We start from the raw sequence: 18,869 nt of genomic DNA, 5'->3' as shown, positions 1-18,869 counted from the left end.
CCTTCGGCGGCCGAGACGTGCGGCCGCCGAGGCCCGGCAGCGGCCGAGCCACGCGACGGCCCGGCCCGCGTCGCCGTGCCCCTTCGAGGCGCCTCCGGCGCGTTCGGAGGCGCGTCGGGCGTGGCGCGGGGCCCTCGGACGCGGCTAGGCGCCTCGGGCGCGGGCCGCCTCGCCGATCGCGTGGGTGATGTGCCCCTCCAGCTCGCCCGCGGGCAGCTGCTCGGACTCCACGACGACGAGGCGCGCGCCCGCGTCCTCCGCGAGCAGCTCGAACGTCTGCGGCGCGCGTTCGTGCAAGTGGCTCGGCAGGATGATCGCCAGCGGGCGGAGGCGGACCGCCGTCCCCCACGCCGACGCCGCCTCGCAGGAGCGGACGAGGAAACGAGCCCGCGCCGCAACCCTGCGGCAACGGGCAAGAAAACCGGGGCTGCAGTCGAGCGCCAGCACGATGGGTATCCGGATCAACTGACTGCTGCTACTAGGGGGCTCCGACATAGGAAGATGCTACTCCAGCGAAGCGCTATTGCGCGTCCTCTTATCCCGCATAACCGATACAGAGCTTTCCCGAAATAGAAAACAACAAGCTCGCAAGCTCATGTAAGCAGTCACGCGTCATTTTGGTGCATTGGGCAACGTTCTGTGAGAGCAGGATATTTGAAATGAACGCTGCGAGAAGCGAGGCGCCAGCGCACTACCGCCCACGCGGCGCGCAAATTGGCCGAAATGTTGGCCCAGCAGCAACGGCAGAGGATGCCCTGGCCGATCGCACGTCGATGAAATGATATACCGAGGACGGAGTCCATTCTCCGGCGCACCGGCATCAGGGACACCCGGACAGATGATGCGCACGTGGTAGACGTCGCTCGGGACGTAGGCAGTGAAACCAGCGTCCACGAGAGCACCACACACGATTGGCTCGCGTTCCCCCATCCATCCAGCGAGACGGCCGTCGCGGCGCTGGGCGCCGCCCGCCGTCGAGGTTGGCGCACCTCAAGGAAGTTGGCGCGCATACGCAACGGAGATCGTGTGTCATCGCGGACGAACGCGGGCGCCCCCCTCGGGGCGGCCACCGGCACATGCTCCCTCTCACCAATCACCCTGTGCTCGCCCAATCCATCGCCGAATGAACCGGTTAACTTCCTCACAGATGCTCGCGCGCGCGTGGCCCGGGCCGGATTGTTTCCGCCATGTTGCGGGCAGGTTGCGGCGAGCGCCGGCGGCGGCGCCGGGCGCGGGCGCGCTCGGCGGCCGGAAAAGGCCGGGGCCTTCTCCCAGGCCGGCGGCTGCAGGGCAGGGGCACCGGAAGGAGGCCGAGAGAGATGGCGGTGTGGAGCTGGCAGCTGCAATAAGGAGCCAACTATACCATTTCATCGCCCGGAGAGAACAACATCGGGCAGCGGCCACCACGGCGCCGTTCGCGCCGGGATGGCGACGATATCGCAGCAGGGGCGGAGTCGATCCTGTAGTAATGCTGTACTTTTACAGCATCACTCGCTGCGCGTGAGCTTCCCCCTGGGTGCGGCCTGACAACAGGGACCGGCGATAGCGTGGTTTCCGGGCCAGGGGCCGGCGCGCACCCGCAGGCAGGGTGCGTTGACGCCGCGGCGCGATCATAAGGACGTTCGTAGGTTAGGAAAAACACTAAACTATCTCTCCGAACTTCGATCCTGGTGTTCCGCGGTGAGCACCGGGGCCGGTCCTGAGGTCAGCGCGGCCGTGAAGCGCACCCCCGAACACGGCGCCACACGCGCGGCCGCCGGGGTCGTCCCCCCCGAGGTCCGCGGAGCCGAGCGCCCGGTCCGGTGAGGCGGCTTGCCCGGCGCGCGGCGCCGGCAGCCGCGCGGCGCCGCACGAATGGCCCGCTCGCCGGGAGGACGCTGGGGCGCACATGGTATATGCCGACCCCATGGCGCAGGTGCACGGAGGCAAGCTCGTCTCGAAGGCGCTCGCAAGGCACGGGGTGACCCACCTCTTCACCCTGTGCGGCGGGCACATCCAGGCGATCTACGACGGGTGCCTGGACGACGGCATCCGGGTCGTCGACGTGCGGCACGAGCAGACGGCGGGCCACGCCGCCGACGGGTACGCGCGGGTCACCGGGAGGCCAGGGGTGTGCGCGGTCACCGCCGGGCCGGGCGTCACGGACGTGGTGACCGCCGTCGCCAACGCGCAGCGCGCGGGGATCCCGATGGTGGTCCTCGGCGGCGCCGGCCCGCGAGCCCTCGCCGACATGGGCTCGCTCCAGGACATGAACCACGTCGAGCTGATGCGCCCCATCTCCAAGTGGAGCGCCTCCGTCCCGTCGACCGACCGCATCCAGGAGTACGTGGACTCGGCCTTCCGCGTCGCCCAGGCGAACGTGCCAGGCCCGGTCTTCCTCGAGATCCCGCTCGATCTGCTGATGGGCTTCGCGGGCGACGACGCGCCCGCCACCGCGCCCATGGCCCCGGCCAGGCCCGGCGGCGACCCGGCCGCCGTCGCGCGCGCCGCGGCCATGCTGCGGGAAGCCGAGCGGCCCATGTTCATCGTCGGGAGCCAGCTCCGCTGGTCGCCGCGGCGGGACGCGCTGCGCCGCTTCGCCGACGCCGTGAAGGCGCCCTTCTACCTGAACGGCATGGCCCGCGGCGCGCTCCCCCACGCGCACCCCGGGCTGATGAGCCGCTCGCGCCGCTTCGCGCTCGCGCAGACCGACCTCTGCGTGGTGCTCGGCACGCCGTTCGACTTCCGGCTCGAGTACGGCCGCGCCGTCGGCCCGGCCGCGAAGGTCGTCCAGATCGATCTCGACGGCAGCGAGCTCGGCAGGAACCGCCGCGTCGACCTCGGGATCGACGGGGACAGCGGCGTCGTGCTGGAGCAGCTGCTCGCCGAGGTGCCCGAGAAGTCCGTCGAGGCGTGGCTCTCGGCCGTGCGCGAGGCCGAGGAGCGCGCGCGCGCGAAGATCCTCGCCGAGATCGCGAGCGACAGCGACCCGCCGAACCCGCTGCGCGTCTGCGCCGAGATCGGCAAGCGGCTCGGCAAGGACGACATCGTGATCGGCGACGGCGGGGATTTCGTGGCGACGGCCGCGAACGTGCTGAAGCTCGAGTGGCCGCAGCTCTGGATGGACCCGGGCCCCCTCGGGACCCTCGGCGTCGGGCCGGGCTACGCGATGGCCGCCAAGCTCGCGCGGCCCGAGGCCAACGTCGTCCTCGTGTACGGCGACGGCTCGTTCGGGTTCCACGCGCTCGAGTTCGAGGCGATGGCGCGCCAGGGCATCCCCGTGGTGAGCGTGATCGGGAACGACGCGGCCTGGACGCAGATCCGGCGCGGGCAGGTCGAGCTCTACGGCGAGGGCCGCGCGCCCGCGACGTCGCTCGACCTCACCCGGTACGACCGCGTGGTGGAGGCGCTCGGGGGCTTCGGGGCCTTCGTCGAGCGCGTGGAGGAGCTCGGGCCCGCGCTGGACGAGGCGTTCCGGTGCGGCAGGCCCGCCTGCGTCAACGTGAAGATCGCGAAGAGCGACTTCCGCAAGGGCGCCATCAGCGTCTGATCCACGTGGAGCTCCGGTTCGTCCCCCCCGACCTGCAGAGCCTCGACGAGCTCGACTCGGAGGTGCTCGCGTGCGCCCCGTTCAGCGACGCGCTGCCCGCCCACGGCGTGGCCGGCCTCTGCGACTGGCGGCTCGGCGGCCGGATCTCGGAGCTCCGGCGGCAGGGCCAGATCACCTGCGAGCTCGGCGAGGTCGTGATGATCCCGTGCAAGCCGCGCATGGCCTTCGACAAGCTGGTCCTGTTCGGCGCCGGCAGGCGCGACGCGTTCGACGAGGCGATCTTCCGCGAGGTCGTGCGCCGGATGCTCGCGACGATGGGCGGGCTCTGCACGCGCGTCGCCGTGGTGGAGCTCCCGGGGCGGCACGACGGGCTCATCCCCGCAGAGCAGGCGGCCGACGCGCTCCTCGACTGCGCGGGCAGGGAGCGCGGCGACAACGTGTGGACGCTGGTGGAGCGCGCCGAGGGCCGGCAGCAGATCACCCAGCACATGATCGAGCAGCGCCGCCGGGTGCGCCGGGCGCTGTGACGCGCGCGGCGCGGGCGCGCGTCAGGCGGGCACCTTCGGCAGATCGACGGTGAACGTCGCCCCCTCGCCCGGGCGGCTGTCGACGTCGATCGTCGCGCCGAGGGCGTCGGCGATCTGCCGCACGATCCACAGCCCCATGCCGAAGCCGCTGTAGTTCTCGCTGGAGACGGCGCGCTCGAAGCGCTCGAAGATGCGGGCCTGCTGGTCCGGCGCGATGCCGATGCCGCGATCCCGCACCACGAGGCGGGCGCGGTCCCCGAGGTCCGAGACCGCGACGTCGATGGGCCTGCCGGCGCCGTACTTGATCGCGTTCGAGAGGAGGTTCGTGACGATCTGATCGAGGCGCAGGCGATCCCACCGGCCGACGACCGACGCGGGGGCCGACAGCTCGACCGGACAGCCCGCGGCGGCGAGCTCCTCGCGGAACCGATCCAGCACGTCGTTCACGGTGCCCGCGAGATCGACGTCCTCGAGCTCGAGCTGCAGGCGGCCCGCGGAGATGCGCGAGATGTCGAGCAGGTTCGTGATGAGCCGGGCGAGCCGCTCGACCTGGCGCTTGATCATCTCCAGCCGCGGCGTCGCGCGCTCGGCGGTGAGGTCGCCGCGCTTGCCGGCGCGCAGGAGGCCGTCGACCTGCAGCTGCATGGGCGTGAGCGGGGTGCGGAGCTCGTGGGAGGCGATCGTGAGGAAATCGTCGCGCGCGCGCACGGCGATCTGCGCCTCGCGGTAGAGCCGGGCGTTGTCGACGGCCAGGGCCGCGCGCCGCGCGAGATCCTGCGCGAGGTCGAGGTCGACGGCGTCGTAGCGCCGGTGCGTCGAGGCGAACGAGAGCGTGCCCAGCGTGCGGCCGCGCGCGGTCAGCGGGACGGTGAGGTGCGAGGCGAGCGAGAGCGAGCGCAGCGCCTCGTAGTGCGCCTGATCGAAGGAGATCGCCCGGACGAACGAGTCGGTCACCCGGGGGATGAGCTCCGGCTGCGCCGTGCGCAGGACCTTGCCGATGCCGCGCGCGCAGGAGTCGGCCGTGAGCCTGCCGAGCAGCTCGGTCGCGGCCGCCATCGAGGGGTCGGCGTGGGCGGTGACCTGCCGCTCGGTCGCGCCGGACTCGTCCTGCAGGAGGAGCACGCAGATCTGCGCGAAGTCGGGGAGGGCGACGCGGACCACGCGCCGCAGCGTCTCCTCGAAGTCGAGCGACTCGCCGAGGATCTGCCCGGCCGAGACGAGGATGCGCTGCGCCTCGTGGACCCGGCGGCGCTCCGTCACGTCGCGGGTGACCTTCGCGAAGCCGCGCAGGCGCCCGGCCTCGTCGAAGAGCACGCTGATCACCTCGTTCGCCCAGTAGCGTGTGCCGTCCTTGCGGACGCGGTAGCCCTCCTGGACCGAGCGCCCGGTCTCCACCGTGCACTCGAGCTCCGCGGCGGGCCTGCCGAGCTCGACGTCCTCCGGCGGGAAGAGGACCGAGCAGTGGCGGCCGATGATCTCGTCGGCGCGGTAGCCGTTGATCCGCTCGGCGCCCGGGTTCCAGCTGGCGATGCGGCCCGCGGGGTCGAGCATGAAGATGGCGTAGTCCTGGACGCCCTCGACGATGAGGCGGAACCGCTCCTCGCTCTGCTTGAGGCGCCGGTCGGCGCGCGCCTCGGCCGCCTCCATCTCGCGGCGCAGGAGGAGCTCGCGCATCCTGCGGTTCTCGTCCTCGTAGTGCCTGCGGCGCAGCTGGGCGCGCAGGCGGGCCTTGAGCACGGTGAGCTCGCCCGACTTCGTGACGAAGTCGTCGGCGCCGGCCGAGAGGGCGTCGAGGATCGCCTTGTGGTCGTCCCTGCCGGTGAGCATGAGCAGCGGGATCGGCCGCCACGCGGCGTTCGCCTTGATGCGGAGGCAGGTGGCAGGGCCCGAGAGCCCCGGCATCACCATGTCGAGCAGGATGCCGTCGACGCGCGCCGCCGCGAGCCGCGCGAGCGCCTCCTCCCCCGAGTGGGCGAGCACCGCGACGTAGCCCTCGTCGCGCATCGCCGCCGCGACCTGGTGCAGGTACGTGGGGCTGTCGTCCACGATGAGGATGCGATGAGGCGGCGTGTCCATCGGGCGGTTCATGGGAGCCTCCCACGCAGGCTCCGGTCAGCGAGGGCCGCCGCCCTGTCCGGGCGCGTGGTCGTGGCTGAACCGGCGCTGCACCCGCCGATGCCCCCCCGCGGCGCCCCCACCCTCATTGGCCACCCGTGCAGGTTGGCATGCCCTCTCCCCCGCCGACGCGAGAAGCCTACCTGGCCCGATTCACTTTGCGTACAGCATCCTTTTTCTACCAGACGCCAAACGCTCGCAACGTTGCGCCCCCCACCGTCCTGCGGAATCCCAGCCACGGGCCCACCCGGTCGCGCGATCGGGTGGGACCTCGAGAAAGAGCGTACGGGAGCTCCTGTGCGGCAAATCAGGCAAATGAGGATTGACAATCGACCGATCTACCGAATTGATGGCGAGTCCGCCGACTCGATATCTGCTGGAGAATCGCGCGGTCACGCGCCGCGCGCTCCGACGAGGGTGGGAGATCGCGAGTCCGTCACCCCGCGTCGATGAGCTCGATCATCGCGGCCCGGGCGGGCCCGCCCGCGGGGATCCAGCGGCAGAGCTCGTCGACGCCGACGTCGTCGACCACCCGGCGGAGCTCGGCGCGCGCGGCGGCGAGGTCGCCCCGGGCGGCGAGCGCGTGCGCGCGGGTGATGCGGTAGCGCTGGCGCACCTCGGACGGCTCGTCCCGCTCCCGGTCCGAGCGGCCGACCAGGGAGAGCGCTCCCTCGGCGTCGCCCGTGCGCACGAGCACCGCGGCGCGCGCGCCCCGCACGAGCGGGCGAACCGACGCGGGCGCGCGCTCCTCGTCCAGGTCCGGAAGGAGCCGCCTGGCCGCCTCGACGTCGCCCGCGCAGAGCTGCCACTGGGCGAGGTTGCTCATCACGAGCAGGCGCACCCCGGGCGGCGTCCAGTCGAGCGGGACGTGGCGCAGCGATGCGGCCGCCGCCCGGTAGCTGCCATGAAAGGCGAGCGACTGGCCGACGACCTGCGCGGCGTACGCGTAGATGGCCCGGGGATCGCCGCGGTGGGACGGCGGCGACGCGGCGCGATCCTCCCCGGCGCGCGCGGCCGGACGAGCGGCCCAGCGGGCGCGACGCGCGGGCGCGGGGGCCTCGGCGCGGCGGGCGGGGCGCGCCGCGCGCCTCGCCTGGACGAGGCCGCCGAGGAGGAGCAGCAGCGCGGCGACGGCGGCGATGGCGCACGCGGCGCCGGCCGGGATCATCCGGCGGGCTCCTCGGGCGGACCGGCGGCGCGCGCGACCTGGTCGGGGCGGACGGCGGCCGGATCGAAGCGCTGCGCCGACGCCAGCATCTTGGTGAGCGTGGGCTCGAACGGCGCCTCCGGGGACCTCTGGAAACGGAGCGGGTTGATGCGGGCCACGACGAACGCCTTGAGGTAAGGGCTCTCGAAGCCGCGCGCCTTGAGCGCGTCGACGGCCTGCGCCACCGCGTCGTCGACCGCGAGGAGGAGCTCGGCGCGCGCCTTGCGGGTCTCGAGCGCCTCCGGGAGCGGCTCGTCGAGGAAGCGGTCGATGTGCCGGAGGACCGACTGGTAGGCGCCGCCCGAGAAGCGGGGGCGCTGCTCGTAGCAGAGGCCGAGGGTGAGCAGGCTCGGCTCCTCGAACTCGAGGCGGAACTCCTGCTCCGGCCGCGGATCGAGATCCGCGAGGGAGCGCGCCATCCGCGTCACCTCGAGCGCCTTCTCGCGGATGTTGTGCGCCTTCTCGGTGTTGAGCGCGAGGATGCGGTACGCGATCCGCTCGTCGGGCAGCACGAGCGCGACGGCGCTCTTCGCGCCAAGGCGCGTGAGCGCGGCGCGGCGGTGGTTGCCGTTCGGGGTCCAGTACCTCCCCTCGCCGGGGGCGGACGGCCCGGCCCGGCCCGGCCCCGACGAGAGCGGGGTCCGCACGGCGATGATTGGATCGAGGAAGCAGTCGAGCTTATCGATGACCTCGCCGAGGCGCGCGACGTGCGCCTCCGAGAGGTCGCGCTGGAACGGCGTCGGCTCCACCCGGTCGAGCGGCAGGCCGGCGAGGATCGCCCACCCGCCGCCGACGGGCTCGCGGTAGACGGCGAGCACGCTGCCGCCGTCGCTCCGGATCGCCTCGGCGAGCGCGGCGACGTCCGGCGGGGGCGCGCCCGCGGCGAGCGCGGCGGCGTCGAGGCCGCGCGTGCCCGCGGCCGGCGCCGCCTTCTTCCGCCGCGCCCGGGGGGCGGGCGCGGCCTTCGGCTCCTTCGGCGCCCGCGGCTTGGCTGTGCGCTTCGCGGCCATCGATCCTCCTCAGCGCCTCCTCAGCGACCCCGGAGCATGCCCCGGGGATCCGGGCTCGGCCCCCCTCTCATCGTGTCGGCGATCGCCTGGTGGAAGCGCTCGAGCCGCTGGTCCGCCGCGTGGAACACGGTCCCCTCCGGGTACCTCCCGTCCGCGTCGGCGACGCCGGCCGGGACGCCGGTGATGATCTCGATGCCCTCCTCGACCGAGCTCACCTCGTACACGTGGAAACGGCCGGCCTCGATCGCGGTGATGACGTCGCCCCGCAGCATGAGCGCGTCGCGGTTGGCGCTCGGGATGAGCACGCCCTGCTCGCCCGTCAGGCCCTTGGCGGCGCACAGATCGAAGAAGGCCTCGATCTTCTCGTTGATGCCGCCGACGGGCTGGATGCTCCCCTGCTGATCGATGCTGCCGGTCGCGGCGAGCTCCTGCCGGATGGGGACGCCCGAGAGCGCCGACAGGAGCGCGTAGAGCTCGCTCGACGAGGCGCTGTCGCCCTCGATGGGCTCGTAGGTCTGCTCGAAGACGAGCGAGGCGCCGAACGAGAGCGGGCGGTGCTGCGCGAACCGCGCGGCGAGGAAGCCCGTGAGGACGAGCACGCCCTTGCTGTGGAGCGGGCCGGACATCTCGACCTCGCGCGCGATGTTCACCGGGCCCTCGAGGCCCGGGTAGACGACCGCCGTCACCCGGCAGGGGCGGCCGAACGTCTGCGGGCCGTCGGACAGGACCGAGATCGCGTTGACCTGCCCGACGCGCCGGCCGGTGACGTCGATGCGGATCGTCCCGTCGGAGAGCATCTCGTGCACGTGGTCGCGGAAGTGGCTGCCGCGGCGGCGGGCCGCCTCGAGCGCCTCGTTGACCTCGGGGCCGTCGACGACCTTGCGGCCGCGGCGCTGGGCCCGGTAGCCGGCCTCGGTCGCGACCTCGGCGATGAGCCCGAGCTGCGCGCTCACCTTTATCTGGCTCTCCGCGAGGCGGCCGCCGTGGAAGAGGAGCGCGGTCACGCCGTCGGCCGTGATCGGCGGCAGGCCGCGATCGTGCGCGAAGCCGGCGAGGAACGCGGGGTAGGTGAGCAGCGCCTGGTCGAGCGAGATCGTCGTCTCGAAGCGCGCCTGCACCTTGAAGAGCTGCGAGAACTCCGGATCGGCGTCGTGCAGGTCCTGGTAGAGCTGCGGGTTCGTGACGAGGACGACCTTCACGTCGATCGAGATGGGCGGGAAGAGCAGCTCCTCCGCGGTGCCGCGGAAGTACGACGGGTTGTGCTCGGGCACGATGAACTTGCCGGCGAGGAGGCAGGCCTTGAGCTGCTCGTAGAGCGCCTCGTTCTTGAGGAGCGCGCCCGCGGGCAGGATGAGGAAGCCGCCGGCCGCCTCGTGGAGGGCGCCCGCGACGGCGAAGCCGGGCTCGGGCGGGAAGCCGGAGTCGGGCGGCGCGTGGGTGCGGCCGAACAGGGCGCTCAGCGTGGGGTAGGGGACCTCCACGACGGGGGCGCCGGAGTCGGGCGTGTGCTCGGTGAGCAGCGTCGGGACGACCACGCCGCGCGGCAGGGTGGCGCCGCCCTCCTCGCCGCGCGCCTCGTCGACCAGCAGGCGGAACTCCTTCGAGACGACCGTCTCGACGTCCGCGAGGAAGGCGCTGATGTCGTCGCGCCCCTCGAAGCGCGCGCGCACCGGCTGGAAGCAGCCCTTCACGCCGTCGCTGAGCAGCTGCTTCACGACGCTGCGCAGCTCGACGTCGGCCTCGTCCTGCACCGTGGCGAGCCGCATCTCGAACTCCTCGATCGATCCGGCGATGGCGTGCAGGGCCTCGCTGTTCGGCGCGTTCGAGGCGTCCTCGAGCGAGGTGATCTGCACCTCGTCGTCGCCGCGGACGAGGTCGAGGCCGAGCTCGCGCGCCGCGGACTTGAGCTGCTCCTCGAGCCGCCGCTCCTCCGCGTTGACCCGGCGCTGGATCTTCCCGCGCGCCTGCTTGAAGCGCTCGCCCTCGGTCGCGCCGCGCAGGGCGTCGACGAGCTTCTCGTGGAGCTCTTCCATCGCCGCGACGAAGGGGCGGCCCTCGCCCGGGGGGAGCGACAGGACCGTGGGCTCGCTCGGGCGGTGGGGGTTCGGCAAGAGGAGGATGTCGTCGGGCGTGGGGCGGCTCGCGGCGATGCGCTTCGCGACGGCGCGGGCGCAGAACGTGCGGCCCGTGCCGGGCGCGCCGACGACCACGACGTGGAAGCGGGGCTGGCGGATCTCGAGGCCGAAGGAGAGCGCGGCGAGGGCGCGCTCCTGCGAGCCGATGCCCGCGGACAGCGGCGCGACCTCATCCGTCGTGGAGAAGCGGAAGCTCTGGGGGTCGACGATCTTGCGGCACTCGCTGGCGGGCAGCTTCCGGGCGACCATGGCGGCGCACCATAGCGCCTTTCGACGCCCGCTGGCGCGGAGCCCGCCCGGCGGGGCGCGGCCGCGCCGGAGAACACGCTGGAGAGCGCGCGCTAGCGCCGCAGGACCATCACCGGGCAGGGGGCGCCGCAGAGCACGTCGCGGAAGACGCCGCCGTGGTGATGCTCGAGCTGCCCGTGCCAGACCAGGACCACGAGGTCGCTCGTCAGCTGCCCGGCCATCCGCAGGATCTCCGCCGCCGGCTCGCCCTTGCCGAGGAAGAACCGCGTGGCGACGTCGTGGGGGCAGTGGCCGATCGCGCTCAGGAACCGGGCCAGGAACTCCTCGGTGAACGCGGGCCACTCGTGCTGGGGCTGATCGACGTACAGGGGCGCCACCATCGCGCCCGGCTCGGAGCGCGCCGGCGTCGAGACGGGCGGCGCGTCGTCGGCCTCCCGCGGCGAGGCGCCGCCGACCATCACGATGTCGAGCTCGGCGCCGAGCCTGCGGGCGAGCTCTCCGGCGGGGGTGATGGCGGCGGCCGTGCTGGGGGCCCCGTCGAGCGGCAAGAGGATGCGCTCGATCCGCGACGACGTCCGCGTCGCCGGGCCGATGACGACGACCCCGCAGGCGGCGGACTCCAGCGCGCGCGCGGCGAGCCGGCCGACGCCGAGGCGCTCGTCCACGAGCTCCTCCGGCTCGGAGTCCACCACCACGAGGGAGGCCCCGCGGCCCCGCACCGCCGCCGCGAGCGCGCCCGGCGCATCCTCGCTCGCCGCGACGTGCAGCACCACGCCCTGCAGCGCCTCCGGGGCGACCCCGAGGTGGGCGGGCACCTCGCTCGCCTCGATCGGCTCGGCGCAGACGAGGAGCCCGTGCAGCGGCGCGTGGAGCGCGTCGGCGATGAGCCGCCCGAGGCCGAGGGCGCCCTGGTGGGCGCGGCGGCCGTGGAGCGCGACGAGCACGCTCCTGCTCCGCGCGCCGCTCTCCGGCGCGGGCTCGTCGCCCCCCTCGCGCGCGCCGAGGGGCGGATCGGCCGCGGAAGCCGGCCCGGACAGCGCCCCACGTTCGCCGAGAGATCCATCGCGCACAGCGCTCAGCATGTCGTGACCTCCTCCCATGTCTGGAACCGGCCGCCGACCCGCCGCGCCGCGTAGCGGCGGCCCGGCTCGGCCACCACGGCGCAGGCGACCGCGCCCGCGTCGAGCGCGGCGATCGGCAGCGGCGCGCTCCCCTCGAGCGCGATCTCCACCGCGCCGTCCTCCACGTGGATCTCGAGCGCGCGGCCCCGCCACGAGATCGGGATCTTGAGGTGACGCCAGCCCGGCAGGAGGTGCGGCTCGACGCCGATCGCCTCGTCCTCGTCCGGCCACGGCGGCGCGGGCGGGAGCCGCGCCGCGAGCGCGCTCCGCGGGACGCGCGTGATACCGGCGGCGCCGAACGCGACCGCCTGCCAGAGGCTGCCCATCGCGGCGACGTGCATGCCGCCCGCGGCGTTGCCCATCGTGTTGCCGAGGTCGATGTCGGCGGTCTGGTCGAAGTAGCGCTCGGCGTGGGCGTGGAGGTCGAGCCGGGCGGCGACGAGCGCGTGGACGCCCGGGCTCAGCGAGCTCCCGTGCGCGGTGCGCGGCTCGTAGTAGAGGAAGTTGGCGCGCCGCGCGCTCGCGGGCACCGCGCCCCAGAGCAGCGCGATGAGCTGCACGACGTCCGCCTGCTTCACCACCTGGCAGGCCTGCGTCCGCGCGCGGCCGAGCAGCACGTCGATCGGCGCGCTGCGCACGGCGTAGTCGGCGATCGCGAACGGCTCGAGGCGGAAGTAGCCCGCGAACTGCTCGATCAGGCCCGTGCGCGGGTCGAGCCGGAGCGCCATGCGATCCGCCACGTCGCGCCAGCGATCGACCTCCTCGGGCCGGAGGTCGAGGCGCGCGAGCACGTCGCCGCGCGCCACGCCGCGCCGGACGACCGCGGCGGCGGCGCGGAGGTTGTACCGCGCCATCCAGTTCGTGAACGCGTTGTCGTCGACGGCCTCGTGGTACTCGTCCGGCCCGATGACCCGGCGGATGTGGGCGAGGCCGTCCGGCCCGATCTCGGCGCGGCTCGCCCAGAAGCGCGCCGTCTCGACGAGGATCTCGGCCCCCTCGCCGCGCTCGAACTCGAGATCGCCGGTCGCGCGGCCGTAGGCGTGCGCCGCGTACGCGACGTCGGCGCTGATGTGGTGCTCCTGCTCGCCGGAGAGCACCCGGACCACCTCGCCGAACGGCGTGACGAGGAGCGGCGGCGTCGTCTCGTCGCCCGTGTCCGCCGACTCCCACGCGTAGAGGGCGCCCTCGTAGCCGAGCGACCTCGCCTTGCGGCGCGCGCCCGCGAGGGTGCGGTGCCGGTACAGGAGCAGCGCGCGCGCGGCCTCGGGGTAGCAGTGCGTGTAGAAGGGTACGAGGAAGGTCTCGGTGTCCCAGAAGACGTGGCCGCGGTACGCCTCGCCGCTGAGCCCGCGCGCGCCGACGGAGCAGCGCGGGTCGTCCGGGTTCGCGGCGCCGATGAGGTGGTAGAGGGCGAACCGGAGCGCCCGCTCGATCTTGGGGGCGCCGTCGATCTCGACGTCGGCGCGGCGCCATCGCTCCGCCCACGCGCGCGCGTGCTCGCCGAGCACGTCGCCCATGGTGCGGCGCGAGAGCTCCGCCTGGAGCGCCTCGCCCGCCTCGCGCGGCGCGGGCGTGTCGCGCGACGTGTGCAGCGTCGCCGTCCGGAAGAGGCGGAGCCGCTCGGCGACGCGGACGCCGATGTCGCAGCGCTCGGCGATGGAGCGCGCGCCCTCGGCGCGCTCGCAGCGCGCGCCGTCGGGGGCCTCGGGCGGGGGAACGCCCTCGGCGGCCTCGCCCGGGACCACGCGCAGGTGCGAGGTCATCGCGGTCTCGAGCCCGCCGTGCGTGCGGCCGACGAGGAGCAGGCTCTCGGCGCTCGCGTCCGCCGCGAAGCGCGCCCAGTGCGCCGCGCCGCTCGCGCTCTTCACGTCGCCGCTCAGGATCGCGTCAACGCGGATCGTCCCGGTGAAGTTGAGGGGGGCGACGCTGAGCGCCTCGACGAGGACGTGGCGGTCCGCGAGCGACGCCGCGTGGAGCGTGTGGACCTGCGTGAGGTGCCCGGCCTCGCCGCGCCGCAGGCACTCGCGCAGCAGCACGCCGCGCCGCATGTCGAGGGCGCGGAGGTGGTGCAGCACGCCGCTCGTCTCCGCCGAGAACGACTCGCCCTCGATGGCGACGCTCAGCCGGCCCCAGTCGGGGGCGATCACGAGCTCCGGGACGCGGCTCACGTCGGCCGAGGGCTCGAACGCCCCCGCGATGAACGTCGCCGGCCGCGACACGCTCGACCCCTCCGGGAGCGACGCGCGCGAGCCGAGGTAGCCGTTGGCGATCGCGAGCAGCGACTCGATCTCGTGCTCGCGCGCCACGTCGAACCCCGGCTCCTCGACGATCCACGCGGCGTCGCGCGGCGCCGCGAGCGCGCCGAGCTCCCGGTCGAGGTCCCGCTGGAGCGCGAGGATCTCGCCGAGCCGCCGCGCCCCGGCCGCCGCGTGGGTGGCGCCCGCGAGCTCGGGCGCGTCGCCGAGCCGGCGCGCGCCCGCGGCCGGCGCGCCCCCGCCCGGCTCCGGCGAGATCGCCAGCCAGTCGCGCGGCGCGATGTGGAGCGGCGCGATCACCCGCGCGAGCAGCGCGGCCAGCGCGGAGCGCCCGTCCGGCGGCGCCGCGGCGGCGAGCGCGACGGCGGCGCCGCGGCGATCGAAGCCGTAGAGCTCCGCGCCCTCGAGCGCGCCGACGAAGAGCCGCCTCCGGTCCTCCGCGCTCTCCGCGCGCTCTCCGCCTCCGCCTCCGCGCGCGAGCCGCCGCGCGAGGTGGGGCACGCCCTCGCGGGCGAGGAGCGCCACGCGCACCCCCATCGCGAGCAGCGGGTCGAGCAGCGCCGCGGCGCCGCCCTCCGCCTCCGGGCCGCCGGCCGCCTCCGGGAGGAGGCTCGCGTCGATGGCGACGAAGCGGAAGCGGTGGTGCAGCTCGGCCGGCAGCCGGATCGCGGCCGCCGGCGCGCCCGCGAGGCCGGGGTAGCTCGGCCCGCCCCGGGCGAGGCCGGGCGGCCCTGCGGCGCTGTCGTGGAGAGACGACATCCTCGGCTCCTCCCCGGGGCCGCGCACGCGAGGATCGTGCCGCCGCGCCTGTGCAGGCCGGGATCAGGGCGGGGCGCGGCGGCGGCGGTGGGCTAGCGCTGCACGCCGCCGATCAGCCGATCGAGCACGCCGAGGAGCCGGTCGACGTCGAACGGCTTCGCGAGCACGCCGGCCACGGTGCCGCGGATGCAGGGCTCGTTCATGCCGGAGAGCAGGAGGACGGGCACCTCGACGCCCGCCGCGGCGAGCGCGGCGAGGAACTCCTCGCCCGTCATCTCGGGCATCACGTAGTCGAGCAGCACCGCCCGCGGCCGCGCGCCGCCGGCGAGGCGATCGAGCGCCTCCAGCGGCCGCGTGAACCCCTGGACGCCGTAGCCCTCGTCGGAGAGCAGGTCCATCAGCGAGTCGACCAGCGCCGGGTCGTCGTCGACGACGAAGATCTCCGCGCGCGGGGGCGGCGAGGCGCCGGCCAGGCACGGAGAAGGGCCCGGCGAGCTCATCCAATTTCTCTCGATCGCTGGCCTTTTCGGCGCATGAGGCGCGCAAAGGATACCAGACGGCCGCCGCGACCGCATGGGGCACGCCGCGCGGGCGTGGCGCGCAGCGTAACGCCTCCCACGTCGCAGATCTCCGCTGAGCTCCGAAACTCGCTCAGGACGGAGATTTCCTCATCAATTGGGCTTGCCGCCGCGCCGCTGCTTGCAGATCGTTGAGCACCTGATACCCCTGTAAGGTTCCTCCCAGGACGACCCGAGCAGCTTGACTTGAACTGCTCGCGGGTATCGAATTGTGGTCCGAAGGACACTCCAATCCCCCTGTGGTCATCATGGCGGAAACCCCTGCTAGCAAGCTGCACATTTATCTGATCGACGATCACCCCGTCGTCCGCGAAGGCTTCGCTCGAGCGCTCTCGGACGAGCCCGACATGGTCGTCGTGGGCCAGGCCGGGACAGCAGCCGACGCCTTGCGCGAGACGGCGAGCTGCAAGCCGGACGTGGTGCTCGTCGATCTCAACATCCCCGACCGGGACGGCATCGAGCTCCTCGGGGCGCTGAGGGCGCAGCTGCCGCAGGCGAAGCTGCTCGTGCTGAGCGGCTACGACGACGAGTTCCGCGTCGCCGAGGCGCTCCGCGCGGGGGCGCAGGGATACCTCGTGAAGACCTCGAAGCTCGAGGAGGTCATCGAGGGCATCCGCCGGATCGCGACCGGCGGCGCGCCGCTGTCCTCGAGCATCGCGGGCGCCGTCGTGCGCGCGATGCGCAAGCCGGCGAGCGAGGGCTCCGGCGGTCTCGACGCGCTGACCCCGCGCGAGCGCCAGGTGCTGCGGCTGCTCGCGGCCGGCGTGTCGACGCGCGAGACGGCCGCGCGGCTCACGATCAGCCCGAAGACGGTGGAGACCCACCGCGTGCGCATCTACGCGAAGCTCGGATGTAAGAGCGCGGTCGAGCTGACCCGCATCGCGGTCCGCACCGGGCTCATCGAGGCGTAAGCCGGCCGCGAGCGCGCGAGGCCCCCCGCCCGCTCACCTCGCGGGAGCGGGGCGCTTCGACTTCCTCTTCTTCCCCAGCTTCCCTGGCGCTGTGTCCTTCGTGGCCGCCTCCGGCGCGGGGCTCGCGCTCGATCGGCGCTTCGCGTCCTCGAGCAGGCGATCGATCCGCACGCCGTCGATGGTGAGCCCGTCGATCTTGCAGCCGGTGATCTCGACCTCGCGGAGGTCCGACGCCTCGAGGCGAGCGCCGCGCAGGCTCACGTCGGACCAGCGGGTCCCCGCCGCGTCGGCGTTGTCGATCCGCGCGCCTGCCAGCGACACGTCGTCGAGCGAGGCGGCGGCGAGGGTCGCGTTGTGGAGGCACGCGCCGCGCAGGTCGATGTCGTCGAGGTCGGCCTCCGTGAGCGCGACGTTGTGGAGGCGGGCGCCGCGCAGGTCGACGTCGTCGAGCTCGGCCTCGGCGAGCGCGACGTTGTGGAAGCGCGCGCCGCGCAGGTCGGCGTCGTCGAAGTCGGCCCCGGCGAGCGTCGCGCCGTGAAAGCGCTCGGGCCTCGGCGGCGCCGCGGCCTCGCGCTCCGCGGCGTCCGCGCTCGACGGCGCGATGGGGGGCTTCTTGGCCATGGGTCCATGCTAGCGCTAGGCGCAGGCGGCGCGCTCGCGTCGCCCGGAGAGCCATGAACGCACCCGACGCCTTCGTGCCCCACCACGCCCTGGTCTCCGCGCCCTCCGCGGCGCCTGCCCGCTGGATGCTCGTGCTGCACGGCATCTTCGGCTCCGGCGCCAACTGGCGCACCTTCGCCCGGCGCCTCGCCGAGGCGCAGGCCACCGGCGGCGCGCCCGGCGCGCCAGGCCCCGCCGCGCGGCCGTGGGGCTTCATCCTGGTCGACCTGCGGGCGCACGGCCTGTCGCAGAGCCCGCCGGCGCCGCACACCATCGCGGCGGCCGCCGACGACCTGCTCCGGCTCGGCGATCGCCTCGGCCTCGACGTCCGCGGGGTCATGGGCCACTCGTTCGGCGGCAAGGTGGCCCTCGCCTATCTCGAGCGCCGGCCCGCGGGGATCGAGCGCGGCTTCATCCTCGACGTCGATCCGAGCGCCAGGCCCGCCGGCGAGAGCGGCTCGGAGAGCCCCGGCGTGCTCGAGCTGCTCCGCGCGATCCCGCAGCCGATCGCGTCGCGCGAGGCGTTCCTCGAGGCGGTGCAGGCCGCCGGCTTCAGCCGCGGCATCGGGGAGTGGCTGGCGATGAACGTCCGCCGCGAGGGCGACGGCTTTCGCATCCGGCTCGACCTCGACGTCCTGAACGATCTGCTCACCGACTATTTCGCGCGTGATCTGTGGCACGTCCTGGAGGAGCCGCCGGCGCCGGCCGGCGCCGGGGTCGAAGCGCGGCGCCTCCACGTCGTCCTCGGCGGCAGGTCGGCGTCGGTCTCGCCGGAGTCGCGCGCCCGCTTCGAGGCGCTCGCGGCGCGCGCGCCCTGGCTCTCGGTCCACGTCCTCCCGCGCGCCGGCCACTGGCTCCACGTCGACGATCCGGACGGCCTCTTCGACGTGATCCGGGCGGCCCTGTGATCGTCCGCGATCGCGTGCCCCCTGCGCGCGGCGCGGCCGCGCCCGGATCCAGGCTTTCCGCCCTGCTCTCCATCCACTATCGGTGAGGCGACCTATGCGCATCGCGTCCTGGAACGTGAACTCCATCCGAACGCGGCTCGAGCAGCTCACGAGCTGGCTGGTCCGCGCCGCGCCCGACGTCGTCTGCATGCAGGAGACGAAGGTCGAGGACGGCAGCTTCCCCGAGGCGGCGCTCTCCGAGGTGGGCTACCGCTCGATCATCTTCGGCCAGAAGTCCTACAACGGCGTCGCGATCGCCGCGCGCTTCGGGCTGTCGGTGGACGACGTGAAGAAGGGCCTCGACGGCGACGAGGAAGACGTCGCCCGGCGGATGCTGTCGGCCACGGTCGAGGGGATCCGGATCATCAACGTCTACGTGCCCAACGGGCAGGCGGTGGGGACGCCGGCCTTCGCGTACAAGCTCGCGTGGCTGGAGCGGCTCCGGCGCGAGCTCGAGGCGAGCTACCGGCCCGATCAGCAGATCTTGATCTGCGGCGACTTCAACGTGGCGCCCGAGCCCATCGACGTCGCCGAGCCGAAGAAGTGGGAGGGGCAGGTGCTCTTCCACCCCGACGAGCGGGCGGCGCTGGGCCGCCTGATGGAGTGGGGGCTCGTCGATGCGTTCCGCGCCTGTCACCCCGCCAAGGCGGCGTACAGCTGGTGGGATTACCGGATGGGCGCGTTCCGGCGCAACAAGGGCCTCCGCATCGACCTCGCGCTGGTGACGCGCCCGCTGGCCGCGCGCTGCACGGATGTGTCGATCGACACGCGCCCGCGGGAGCTCCAGCGCCCCTCGGATCACGCGCCGGTGGTGGTAGAGCTCGCGGACGGCGCGGCGCCGGCCGGGGCCGCGCCGGCGGCCTGAG

Annotated in this window: 14 protein-coding genes; 5 read left to right on the top strand and 9 right to left on the bottom strand. The window is 73.8% G+C overall.

Features of this window, described 5'->3' with window-relative positions:
• Window positions 1–144: 144 nt before the first annotated feature.
• The gene (locus tag NQZ70_RS47690) at window positions 145–465 is read right to left on the bottom strand and encodes a hypothetical protein (protein ID WP_237244706.1); all 321 of its coding nucleotides are present in this window, start codon (window positions 463–465) and stop codon (window positions 145–147) included.
• A gap of 1,423 nt (window positions 466–1,888) precedes the next feature.
• Here NQZ70_RS47690 and NQZ70_RS47685 point away from each other — a divergent pair.
• Both NQZ70_RS47685 and NQZ70_RS47680 read left to right on the top strand, forming a co-directional pair.
• Window positions 1,889–3,529: a thiamine pyrophosphate-binding protein gene (locus tag NQZ70_RS47685; protein ID WP_129580159.1), complete on the top strand. Its 1,641-nt coding sequence runs from the start codon at window positions 1,889–1,891 to the stop codon at window positions 3,527–3,529.
• 5 nt (window positions 3,530–3,534) lie between these two features.
• Window positions 3,535–4,056, top strand: a complete 522-nt coding sequence (locus NQZ70_RS47680) for a M17 family peptidase N-terminal domain-containing protein (RefSeq protein ID WP_061623693.1) — start codon at window positions 3,535–3,537, stop codon at window positions 4,054–4,056.
• 21 nt (window positions 4,057–4,077) lie between these two features.
• On the opposite strand, the gene NQZ70_RS47675 is transcribed toward NQZ70_RS47680, so the two are convergent.
• From NQZ70_RS47675 to NQZ70_RS47645, 7 genes are all read right to left on the bottom strand, one after another.
• A complete protein-coding gene (locus tag NQZ70_RS47675) occupies window positions 4,078–6,144 on the bottom strand; it encodes an ATP-binding protein (RefSeq protein WP_129580158.1) in 2,067 nt (688 codons plus the stop codon).
• 463 nt (window positions 6,145–6,607) lie between these two features.
• Complete coding sequence (locus tag NQZ70_RS47670) at window positions 6,608–7,339, bottom strand: hypothetical protein (protein WP_129580157.1); 732 nt, start codon at window positions 7,337–7,339, stop codon at window positions 6,608–6,610.
• Window positions 7,336–8,388 carry a chromosome partitioning protein ParB gene (locus NQZ70_RS47665; protein ID WP_129580156.1) on the bottom strand — a complete coding sequence of 351 codons (1,053 nt, stop codon included), beginning with the start codon at window positions 8,386–8,388 and terminating at the stop codon, window positions 7,336–7,338. Before NQZ70_RS47665 ends, NQZ70_RS47670 begins: the two co-directional genes overlap by 4 nt.
• A gap of 20 nt (window positions 8,389–8,408) precedes the next feature.
• Window positions 8,409–10,772 (bottom strand): AAA family ATPase, encoded by a 2,364-nt coding sequence (locus tag NQZ70_RS47660; RefSeq protein WP_129580155.1) that lies wholly within the window; start codon window positions 10,770–10,772, stop codon window positions 8,409–8,411.
• A gap of 92 nt (window positions 10,773–10,864) precedes the next feature.
• Window positions 10,865–11,854 carry a universal stress protein gene (locus NQZ70_RS47655; protein ID WP_129580154.1) on the bottom strand — a complete coding sequence of 330 codons (990 nt, stop codon included), beginning with the start codon at window positions 11,852–11,854 and terminating at the stop codon, window positions 10,865–10,867.
• On the bottom strand, window positions 11,848–14,907 hold the full coding sequence (locus NQZ70_RS47650) for a glycoside hydrolase family 65 protein (protein WP_129580153.1): 3,060 nt from the start codon (window positions 14,905–14,907) through the stop codon (window positions 11,848–11,850). Before NQZ70_RS47650 ends, NQZ70_RS47655 begins: the two co-directional genes overlap by 7 nt.
• Before the next feature lie 92 nt (window positions 14,908–14,999).
• Entirely contained in the window at window positions 15,000–15,407 is a 408-nt protein-coding gene (locus NQZ70_RS47645) for a response regulator (RefSeq protein WP_129580152.1), read from the bottom strand.
• Between the two features lie 326 nt (window positions 15,408–15,733).
• Here NQZ70_RS47645 and NQZ70_RS47640 point away from each other — a divergent pair, with 326 nt between their 5' ends.
• A complete protein-coding gene (locus tag NQZ70_RS47640; RefSeq protein WP_044970202.1) occupies window positions 15,734–16,396 on the top strand; it encodes a response regulator transcription factor in 663 nt (220 codons plus the stop codon).
• Between the two features lie 33 nt (window positions 16,397–16,429).
• Here NQZ70_RS47640 and NQZ70_RS47635 read toward each other — a convergent pair whose 3' ends face one another.
• A complete protein-coding gene (locus NQZ70_RS47635; protein WP_129580151.1) occupies window positions 16,430–17,017 on the bottom strand; it encodes a pentapeptide repeat-containing protein in 588 nt (195 codons plus the stop codon).
• A gap of 53 nt (window positions 17,018–17,070) precedes the next feature.
• Here NQZ70_RS47635 and NQZ70_RS47630 point away from each other — a divergent pair, with 53 nt between their 5' ends.
• Window positions 17,071–17,964, top strand: coding sequence for an alpha/beta fold hydrolase (locus tag NQZ70_RS47630; protein ID WP_129580150.1), 894 nt, complete (start codon window positions 17,071–17,073; stop codon window positions 17,962–17,964).
• A 94-nt stretch (window positions 17,965–18,058) separates the two neighbouring features.
• Window positions 18,059–18,868, top strand: coding sequence for an exodeoxyribonuclease III (xth, locus tag NQZ70_RS47625; protein ID WP_129580149.1), 810 nt, complete (start codon window positions 18,059–18,061; stop codon window positions 18,866–18,868).
• The last annotated feature ends 1 nt before the right edge of the window (window position 18,869 follow it).

The sequence above is a fragment of the Sorangium sp. So ce836 genome (assembly GCF_028553905.1).
GTDB classification, from domain to species: domain Bacteria; phylum Myxococcota_A; class Polyangia; order Polyangiales; family Polyangiaceae; genus Sorangium; species Sorangium cellulosum_D.
The sequence above is the reverse complement of the archived record's forward strand: the minus strand, read 5'-3'. Positions and strand labels throughout refer to the sequence as shown.

Bases quoted from the DNA above. Each gene is read 5' to 3' on its own strand.
- NQZ70_RS47685 (WP_129580159.1), top strand. From the start codon at position 1,889: ATGGTATATGCCGACCCCATGGCGCAGGTGCACGGAGGCAAGCTCGTC.
- NQZ70_RS47675 (WP_129580158.1), bottom strand. From the start codon at position 6,144: ATGAACCGCCCGATGGACACGCCGCCTCATCGCATCCTCATCGTGGAC.
- NQZ70_RS47670 (WP_129580157.1), bottom strand. From the start codon at position 7,339: ATGATCCCGGCCGGCGCCGCGTGCGCCATCGCCGCCGTCGCCGCGCTG.
- NQZ70_RS47665 (WP_129580156.1), bottom strand. From the start codon at position 8,388: ATGGCCGCGAAGCGCACAGCCAAGCCGCGGGCGCCGAAGGAGCCGAAG.
- NQZ70_RS47660 (WP_129580155.1), bottom strand. From the start codon at position 10,772: ATGGTCGCCCGGAAGCTGCCCGCCAGCGAGTGCCGCAAGATCGTCGAC.
- NQZ70_RS47655 (WP_129580154.1), bottom strand. From the start codon at position 11,854: ATGCTGAGCGCTGTGCGCGATGGATCTCTCGGCGAACGTGGGGCGCTG.
- NQZ70_RS47650 (WP_129580153.1), bottom strand. From the start codon at position 14,907: ATGTCGTCTCTCCACGACAGCGCCGCAGGGCCGCCCGGCCTCGCCCGG.
- NQZ70_RS47645 (WP_129580152.1), bottom strand. From the start codon at position 15,407: ATGAGCTCGCCGGGCCCTTCTCCGTGCCTGGCCGGCGCCTCGCCGCCC.
- NQZ70_RS47640 (WP_044970202.1), top strand. From the start codon at position 15,734: ATGGCGGAAACCCCTGCTAGCAAGCTGCACATTTATCTGATCGACGAT.
- NQZ70_RS47635 (WP_129580151.1), bottom strand. From the start codon at position 17,017: ATGGCCAAGAAGCCCCCCATCGCGCCGTCGAGCGCGGACGCCGCGGAG.
- NQZ70_RS47630 (WP_129580150.1), top strand. From the start codon at position 17,071: ATGAACGCACCCGACGCCTTCGTGCCCCACCACGCCCTGGTCTCCGCG.
- xth (WP_129580149.1), top strand. From the start codon at position 18,059: ATGCGCATCGCGTCCTGGAACGTGAACTCCATCCGAACGCGGCTCGAG.